General features: G+C 67.4%; 8 protein-coding genes. 2 read left to right on the top strand and 6 right to left on the bottom strand.

All coding sequences use genetic code 11. The annotated features are described in order from the left end of the window. The first annotated feature begins 124 nt into the window (after positions 1-124). Complete coding sequence (locus AC2VOU_RS08880) at positions 125-973, top strand: Sir2 family NAD-dependent protein deacetylase (protein ID WP_486957048.1); 849 nt, start codon at positions 125-127, stop codon at positions 971-973. Here AC2VOU_RS08880 and AC2VOU_RS08885 read toward each other — a convergent pair. Beyond that, complete coding sequence (locus AC2VOU_RS08885; protein ID WP_486957049.1) at positions 970-2229, bottom strand: cytochrome P450; 1260 nt, start codon at positions 2227-2229, stop codon at positions 970-972. The genes AC2VOU_RS08880 and AC2VOU_RS08885 overlap by 4 nt on opposite strands. A 100-nt stretch (positions 2230-2329) precedes the next feature. Here AC2VOU_RS08885 and AC2VOU_RS08890 point away from each other — a divergent pair, with 100 nt between their 5' ends. After that, the gene (locus tag AC2VOU_RS08890; RefSeq protein ID WP_486957050.1) at positions 2330-2968 is read left to right on the top strand and encodes a TetR/AcrR family transcriptional regulator; all 639 of its coding nucleotides are present in this window, start codon (positions 2330-2332) and stop codon (positions 2966-2968) included. Here AC2VOU_RS08890 and proB read toward each other — a convergent pair. The 5 genes from proB to AC2VOU_RS08915 form a co-directional block, all read right to left on the bottom strand. Continuing rightward, complete coding sequence (gene proB, locus AC2VOU_RS08895; protein WP_486957055.1) at positions 2965-4071, bottom strand: glutamate 5-kinase; 1107 nt, start codon at positions 4069-4071, stop codon at positions 2965-2967. The two genes, AC2VOU_RS08890 and proB, sit on opposite strands and share 4 nt — an antisense overlap. Further along, positions 4064-5503 carry a GTPase ObgE gene (gene obgE / locus AC2VOU_RS08900; RefSeq protein ID WP_486957051.1) on the bottom strand — a complete coding sequence of 480 codons (1440 nt, stop codon included), beginning with the start codon at positions 5501-5503 and terminating at the stop codon, positions 4064-4066. The genes proB and obgE overlap by 8 nt, the downstream gene beginning before the upstream one ends. A 96-nt stretch (positions 5504-5599) precedes the next feature. Continuing rightward, the gene (rpmA, locus tag AC2VOU_RS08905; RefSeq protein WP_486957052.1) at positions 5600-5863 is read right to left on the bottom strand and encodes a 50S ribosomal protein L27; all 264 of its coding nucleotides are present in this window, start codon (positions 5861-5863) and stop codon (positions 5600-5602) included. A 16-nt stretch (positions 5864-5879) separates the two neighbouring features. After that, complete coding sequence (gene rplU, locus AC2VOU_RS08910) at positions 5880-6191, bottom strand: 50S ribosomal protein L21 (RefSeq protein WP_486957053.1); 312 nt, start codon at positions 6189-6191, stop codon at positions 5880-5882. A gap of 186 nt (positions 6192-6377) precedes the next feature. Beyond that, a partial coding sequence (locus AC2VOU_RS08915; protein WP_486957054.1) for an Rne/Rng family ribonuclease occupies positions 6378-8108 on the bottom strand: 1731 nt, incomplete at its 5' end.

Raw genomic sequence — 8108 nt, forward strand, 5'->3', positions numbered from 1 at the left:
GAGACGCAACATAGACAACCCATAAAAATGCTTGGAATCTCAGTGATCGCAAAACCCCGTGGGACAACCGACTCTTTCGTCAGCTCGTCGGCGGGCAACCGGGCCTGATCCGTACCATCGAAGGGTGACAGCTGTGCGCGCGCAGGCTCCGGAGCTTGTCGCTGCCCTGACCGGTCGCCGCATCGCCGTGCTGACCGGAGCCGGGCTGTCGACCGACTCCGGCATCCCCGACTACCGCGGGCCGGACTCGCCCCCGAGCAACCCGATGACGATCCGCCAGTTCACCACCGACCCGGCCTTTCGGCAGCGGTACTGGGCCCGCAACCACGTCGGGTGGCGGCACATGGACGACACCCGGCCCAACGCCGGGCACCGCGCGGTCGCGGCACTCGAGCGCGCCGGTGTCGTCAGCGGCGTCGTCACCCAGAACGTGGACCTACTGCACACCAAAGCCGGCAGTCGCAACGTGATCAACCTGCACGGCACCTACGCGCGGGTGGTCTGCCTGAACTGCGGACACACCATGACCCGCGCGGCGCTCGGCGACCAACTGGACGCGCTGAACCCGGGCTTCGCCGAACGCGTCGAGGCCGCCGGCGGGCTCGCGGTGGCACCGGATGCCGACGCCCTCGTCGCCGACACCGCATCGTTTCGCTACCTCGACTGCCCGGCGTGCGCCGGCATGCTCAAGCCCAACATTGTGTACTTCGGCGAGAGTGTGCCCAAAGAGGCAGTCCAGCAGGCGTTTTCGCTCGTGGATCATGCCGAGGCGTTGTTGGTCGCCGGTTCGTCGTTGACGGTGTTCTCCGGCTACCGGTTCGTACGCCACGCCGCGGCCCTGGGCATGCCGATCGCCATCATCAACCGCGGACCCACCCGCGGTGACGAGCACGCCCATGTCAAGGTCGACGGCGGCTGTTCGGAACTGCTGACGTTGTTGGCCGAGGAACTGTCGCCCGCCGTCGTGCGCTAAAACGTGCAGGGCATGCTGCGGATGCCGTGAATGAAGTTGCCCGCCAGATACACCGGGTCGCCCGCCTGGATATCGGGCAGCTGATGCAGCAGCTCACCGAGGATGGCTCGCAGCTGCGCCCTGGCCAGGTTCGCGCCCAGACAGAAGTGCACGCCGCCACCGCCGAAGCCGACATGCGGGTTGGGGTTGCGACTCAGGTCGAGGCGCTCGGGCTGCTCGAACACCTCGGTGTCGAAGTTGCCTGACGAATAGAACATCACCACCTTCTCGCCGGCGCGCACGCCCTGACCGCCGATCTCGACATCCCTTGCTGCCGTGCGGCGGAACGTCATGACCGGAGTCGCAAACCGGATGAACTCCTCGACCGCCCCGCCGACTCGGCTCTCGAAATCCTCCGACAACCAGTCCCGTTGGTCTCCGAAGTCGGTCAAGGCGCGCAACGCGTGGCTGGTGGTCTGGCGGGTAGTGTCGTTACCGGCCACCGTGAGCAACACGAAGAACGCGGCGACGTCGGCGTCGGCCAATCGGTCCCCGTCCACCTCGGCGTTGACCAGCGCGCTCAGTAAGTCCTCACCGGGATGCTCGCGGCGCTCCCCGGCCAGCATCCCGGCCACCTGGTGCACATACGTCTGCGCCTCCAACAACACCTCCATCGGGTGGCGGCCGTTCAGGTACTCGGGGTCGCCGCAGGACACCATGGCGTCGGCCGCGTGTGCCAGCTTTTGCCGCTCCGACTCGGGGATGCCCACCATGTCGGACAGCGTGCGGATAGGCAGTTCCTTGGCGCAGAGGTCGACGAAGTCTGCGCCGCTGCCAGCGGCTTTGAGTTCCGCCACGATGGTCTTCGCGTTCGCCTTGATCGAGTCTTCGATGCGGCGGACCTGACGGTGGGTGAAGGCAGCGCTGACGAGCTTGCGCAAAAACGTGTGCCGCGGCGGGTCCATGGCCAGGAAGGACTGCGAGGCTTCGAGCAGTTCCACCGGGAAGTTCTCGAACATGACGCCTTGGCCCGACAGGAACGACGCGTTGTCGCGGCTGACCGCGACGATGTCGTCACGACGCGTGACCGCCCAGTAGCCGGGGTCGTCAGGGGACGGCAGCATGGCGTCCTCCACCGGCGGATGCCAACTCACCGGCCGAGCGGCCCGCAATACCGCGAATGACTGCTCGCGTTCGGCGGCGCTGGTCGACCAGAACGCGCGGGAGGACAGGTCGACGGGATCGTAGGCACGGGGGGTGGCAGCCGTCGCTGTCATGGGCGGATCCTCCATCGGATATGACGCCGGTCACAGTCCCCGGCACACCGACGACAATAAGACTGGACATAGTGTCTAGTCAAGGTGTCATACTGCTGCCATGCCGTCCGTCACCCGCAAGCCGCACGCCAAGCGGCAGGAGCGACGCGAGCAGATCGAACGCCGGTTGCTCGACGCCACCGAACGGCTGATGCTCGACGGCGCAAGCTTCACCGAACTGTCCGTCGACCGGCTCTCCACCGCGGCCCGGATGTCGCGGGCCAACTTCTACATCTATTTCGAGGACAAGGGCGACCTGCTGCGGCGGCTGGCCGGCCAAGTATTCGGGGACCTCTCCGACAGCGCCGAACTGTGGTGGGGGGTGGCCTGGCGGCACGACCCCGACGACGTCCACGCCGCGATGGCCGGCATCATCGCCAGTTATCGACGACACCAGCCTGTGCTGGTCGCGCTCAACGAAATGGCCGGCTACGACCCGCAAGTGGCGGCGACCTATCGCGCACTGCTCGACGGGATCTCGCGGCGACTGACCCAGGTGATCGAGGACGGCCAGGCCGACGGCTCGATCCGCCCCGAACTGCCCGCCGCCACCACGGCCAGCACGCTCAGCTGGATGGTCGAGCGGGCCTGTCAGCAGAACTTGCCGAACAGCCCGCCCGGCTACGACGCCGAGCTCGCCGCTGCGTTGACCGAAATCGCTTGGGGAGCTTTATATTTGAAGACCATTCCGAAGAGTTAGACGGCGACCAGATCGTCGGCGTGCACCGCGGGCCGGCGCAGCTCCGCGGGCAGATCCGACGTCGACCGGCCGATCATGGCGGCCAGTTCGGCGGCGTCGTAAGCAACGACTCCGCGGGCCACCAGAACCGTGTCGGGTCCGGTCAGATCGACGACATCGCCGCCGTGAAATCGGCCGGCCAGCGCGGTGATCCCCGCAGGCAGCAGCGAACGGCGTTGGTCGACAACAGCGTTCACCGCTCCACGGTCGAGGGTCAGCACGCCAGCGGACTCGGCGGCATAACGCACCCAGAAGCGGCGTGCCGACATGCGGTTGGGTCGCGGGGCGAACACGGTGCCCACCGAGGCGTCCGTCAGCGCCGCTTCGGCACTGGCCGCTGCGGCCAGCAACACTGGAACGCCGGCGTCAGCGGCCAGCAGCGCCGACGACAGCTTGGACGCCATGCCGCCGGTGCCCAGATGACTGCCCTGCCCGGCGATCACGCCGTCCAACTCGTCCGGTCCGGAAACCTCGGCGATGAAATGGCTTTCGGCAGACTTGCGCGGATCGGCGTCGTAGAGTCCGTCGATGTCGCTGAGCAGGATCAGCGCATCCGCCCCGACCAGGTGTGCCACCAGCGCCGAGAGCCGGTCGTTGTCACCGAACCGGATCTCGTTGGTGGCCACCGTGTCGTTCTCGTTGACGATCGCGACCGCGTGCAGGGCGCGCAATCGGTCGAGTGTGCGCTGAGCGTTGTTGTGCTGCACCCGCATCGACACGTCGTGCGCGGTGAGCAGCACCTGACCGACATTGCGCTGGTAGCAGGCGAACGCGGCGCTCCAGGCGTTGACCAGGGCCACCTGGCCCACACTGGCCGCGGCCTGCTTGGTGGCCAGGTCGGTGGGCCGCTTAGTCAATCCCAGTGGCTCGATGCCCGCGGCGATCGCGCCCGAGGACACGATGACGACGTCGGAGCCCGCCTTCATCCGGGCTTCGATGGCATCGACGAGCCCGGCCAGCCGGCTGGCGTCGAACATGCCGGTCGGCGTGGTCAGTGCGGTGGTGCCGACCTTGACGACGACGCTGCGCGCGGTCCGAACAGCCTCGCGGGCAGCACTATTCATCATGCTCGCGGCGTTGCTTGCGCGCGGCCTTGCGCTCGTCGGCGCCGACCCGGTCGTTGCCTTCCAGGCGGGGGTCGGTGCCGCGTCTGGTCATCATGGTGTCGATGCCCGACGGCGTCGCAGGCTCCCAGTCGAACGTGACGTCGCCGATGGTGACCGCGCAGCCGGGGCGGGCGCCCAGCTTCATCAGCTCGTCTTCGACACCGAGGCGGGCCAGCCGGTCACCGAGGTAGCCGACCGCCTCGTCGTTGTCGAAGGCGGTCTGGGCAATCCAGCGTTCGGGCCGGCGGCCGCGGACCACGAATCCGCCCTGCCCGTCGGACGCCACGCTGAAGCCCGACTCGTCGACCGGAACCGGGCGAATCACCGGTCGCCGCGGCACCACCACGGGCTGGGCGGCCTTGTGCGCTGCGACCATGTCGGCAAGCCCGAAGATCAACGGCTGCAAACCTTCTCGGGCGACTGTCGACACGATGAAAACCGGCCAGCCGCGTTCGGCGATCTCGTCGCGAACGAACTCGGCCATCTCGCGCGCCTCCGGCACGTCGACCTTGTTGAGTACCGCCGCGCGGGGGCGTTGCACAAGGTCACCCAGCGTCGTATCCCCTTGCAGGGTGGGCGTATAGGCGGCCAGCTCGGCTTCCAGCGCGTCGATGTCGGAGATCGGGTCGCGGCCCGGTTCCGCGGTCGCGCAATCGACCACATGCACCAGCACCGCGCATCGCTCGATGTGGCGCAGAAAGTCCAGGCCCAGGCCGCGGCCTTGCGACGCACCCGGGATCAGGCCCGGGACGTCGGCGACGGTGAAGGTCCGCTCCCCCGCCGAGACCACCCCGAGATTGGGGGCCAGCGTGGTGAACGGGTAGTCGGCGATCTTCGGCTTGGCCGCCGAGATCGTCGACACCAATGAGGATTTGCCCGCCGAGGGGAACCCGATCAGCCCGACATCGGCGACAGTCTTGAGTTCCAGCGTGAAGTCGCGTTCTTCGCCCTTCTCACCGAGTAGCGCAAAACCGGGCGCCTTGCGGGCGCGCGACGCCAGCGCGGCGTTGCCCAGCCCGCCGCGACCGCCGGCAGCGGCTTCGAAACGGGTGCCGGCGCCGACCAGATCGGCGAGCATCCGGCCGTCCTCGTCGACCACGACCGTGCCGTCGGGAACCTTGATCTCGAGATCGGGGGCGGCGGCGCCGGCGCGGTTGCCACCCATGCCCTGCTTACCCGACGCCGCGACGACGTGGGGATGGAAGTGGAAGTCGAGCAACGTGTGCACCTGCGGGTCGACGACCAGCACGATGCTGCCGCCCCGACCGCCGTTACCGCCGTCGGGTCCGCCGAGGGGCTTGAATTTCTCGCGGTGGACCGAGGCGCAGCCGTGCCCGCCGGAGCCGGCCCGCGCGTGGATCACCACGCGGTCGACAAACCGAGGAGCCATCGGAGAGTCCTTTCAACCGCCGAGTGTGGAAACTGCTGCAAGAATCAAGAAATAAGCCTCAACCTCGCAGTGGCTTCTCACACTCGCGAGAGAGACCTACTCCGGTCGCGCGGCCGAGACGATGTTGACCGTCTTGCGGCCACGCTTGACACCGAATTCGACGGCACCGGCTGCTTTGGCGAACAACGTGTCATCGCCGCCGCGGCCCACGTCGATGCCCGGGTGGAAGTGTGTGCCACGCTGACGGACCAGGATCTCTCCGGCTTTGACGACCTGGCCGCCGAACCGCTTGACGCCCAGTCGCTGCGAGTTGGAATCGCGACCGTTGCGTGAGCTGGAAGCGCCTTTTTTGTGTGCCATGTCTATCGCCTCCTGGCTACTTGATTCCGGTGACCTTCAGGACCGTCAGCTGCTGACGGTGACCCTGACGCTTGTGGTAGCCGGTCTTGTTCTTGAACTTGTGGATCCGGATCTTGGGGCCCTTGGTGTGCTCGAGCACCTCGCCGGTGACCGCGACCTTGGCCAGCGCGGCGGCCTCGGCGGTGACGGTCGCGCCGTCCACAACCAGGGCTACCGGCAGCGACACCTCGGCGCCGGGCTCGGAGTCGAGCTTCTCGACCTTGACGACGTCACCGACGGCTACTTTGTACTGCTTACCGCCGGTCTTGACGATTGCGTAGGTCGCCATGGTTACGTCTACCTCTTCTGGTTCGTGCGGGCGTCGCGCAGCGTCAACGCGCGCGGGCGTTTAGGGGGGTGTCAGCCAACACCTTGGCCCACAGGGCAGGCCAGTGGCCTGACGACAACTGGACAAGGGTACGTGACCAGCGGCTACAGGGTCAAACCGGCCGATCAGTGGGCAGAGCCAGCAACGTCAGTGGATGGGTGGGCCGGCCGGCCGGGCTGCTGTTCGACGCCGACGAGGCGACTGCATGGTCACCGTGTCCAGCTGTTGCTCGTCCTCCGATTCGTCGTCGCTGTCGTCGAAATCGTCCTCGTCGTCGTCCTCCTCATCGTCGAGGTCGTCGTCCTCGTCATCGTCCTCGTCATCGTCGAGGTCGTCGTCCTCGTCGTCGTCCTCGTCATCGTCCTCGTCGTCATCGAGATCGACGTGATCGGTGTCGTCGTCGTCCTCGTCCTCGTCCTCGTCGTCGTCGTCGTCCTCGTCGTCAAAGTCGTCGTCGTCGAGGTCGTCTTCGGCCGTCTCGCGCGCGGCCTGCTTCCGCAGCTGCGCGTCGGGCTCGGTGCCGCCCCCGTCCTGCTCGCCGGGCAGCTCGGTGTCCTCGGGAGCGGATTCGTCGTCGTCATCGTGGTGACCGCCGTTGGCCGCGGCCATCGCTTTGAACATCGGATGCTCGCCGGGCGCGTGCGCGGGCACGGTGGCGACGGGCGGCTCTTCGGCCTTGCCCTTCTTGGACCGGCGGCCGCGCCGACCGCCGGACTCCGGCTTGCGGCCGATCGTCGGCGCCGAGTCGACCGGGTCGGCGTGCAGCGTGATGCCGCGGCCGCTGCAGTGCGGACACGTCGTGGAGAAGGCTTCGATCAGACCGGTTCCGAGCTTCTTTCGGGTCAGCTGTACCAGGCCCAGCGAGGTCACCTCGGACACCTGATGACGGGTGCGGTCGCGGGCCAGCGCCTCGGTCAGCCGCCGCAACACCAGGTCTCGGTTGGATTCCAGCACCATGTCGATGAAGTCGATGACCACGATGCCCCCGATGTCGCGCAGCCGCAGCTGCCGCACGGTCTCCTCGGCCGCCTCGAGGTTGTTCTTGGTGACGGTCTGCTCGAGATTGCCGCCGGAGCCGGTGAACTTACCGGTGTTGACGTCGACGATCGTCATCGCCTCGGTCCGGTCGATGACTAGCGTGCCGCCCGACGGCAGCCAGACCTTGCGATCCATCGCCTTGGCCAGCTGCTCGTCGATGCGGTGCACCGCGAAGACGTCAGGACCGTCCCCGGCGGCCGGCTCGTACTTGTTCAGCTTCGAGACAAGTTCGGGCGCAACCGATTCCACGTATTCGTTGATGGTGGTCCAGGCGTCTTCGCCGGCGACGATCAGTTGGGAGAAGTCCTCGTTGAACAGGTCGCGAATGACCTTGACCAGGACGTCGGGCTCTTCGTAGAGCGCGACGGCGGCGCCGGCCGCCTTCTCCTTGGTCTGCTGCGCCCGCTCGGCGATCTCGTTCCACCGCTCCTGCAACCGATCGACGTCGCCGCGGATGTCGTCGGATTTGACCCCCTCGGAGGCGGTCCGGATGATCACACCGGCGTCCGACGGGACGACCTCGCGCAAGATCTCCTTGAGCCGCTGGCGTTCGGTGTCGGGAAGCTTGCGACTGATGCCGGTCGAGGACGCGCCCGGCACGTAAACCAGGTAGCGGCCGGCCAGCGACACCTGGGTGGTCAGCCGGGCACCCTTGTGACCGACCGGATCCTTGCTGACCTGCACCACGACGTAGTCGCCGGGCCGCAGCGCCTGCTCGATCTTGCGGTTGGACCCGCCCAGACCGGCCGCCTCCCAATTCACTTCGCCGGCGTAGAGCACGCCGTTGCGACCGCGGCCGATGTCGACGAACGCCGCCTCCATCGACGGCAGCACGTTCTG

This window comes from Mycobacterium sp. TH-M25, assembly GCF_057473665.1.

Bases quoted from the DNA above. Each gene is read 5' to 3' on its own strand.
- AC2VOU_RS08885 (WP_486957049.1), bottom strand. From the start codon at position 2,229: ATGACAGCGACGGCTGCCACCCCCCGTGCCTACGATCCCGTCGACCTG.
- AC2VOU_RS08890 (WP_486957050.1), top strand. From the start codon at position 2,330: ATGCCGTCCGTCACCCGCAAGCCGCACGCCAAGCGGCAGGAGCGACGC.
- proB (WP_486957055.1), bottom strand. From the start codon at position 4,071: ATGAATAGTGCTGCCCGCGAGGCTGTTCGGACCGCGCGCAGCGTCGTC.
- obgE (WP_486957051.1), bottom strand. From the start codon at position 5,503: ATGGCTCCTCGGTTTGTCGACCGCGTGGTGATCCACGCGCGGGCCGGC.
- rpmA (WP_486957052.1), bottom strand. From the start codon at position 5,863: ATGGCACACAAAAAAGGCGCTTCCAGCTCACGCAACGGTCGCGATTCC.
- rplU (WP_486957053.1), bottom strand. From the start codon at position 6,191: ATGGCGACCTACGCAATCGTCAAGACCGGCGGTAAGCAGTACAAAGTA.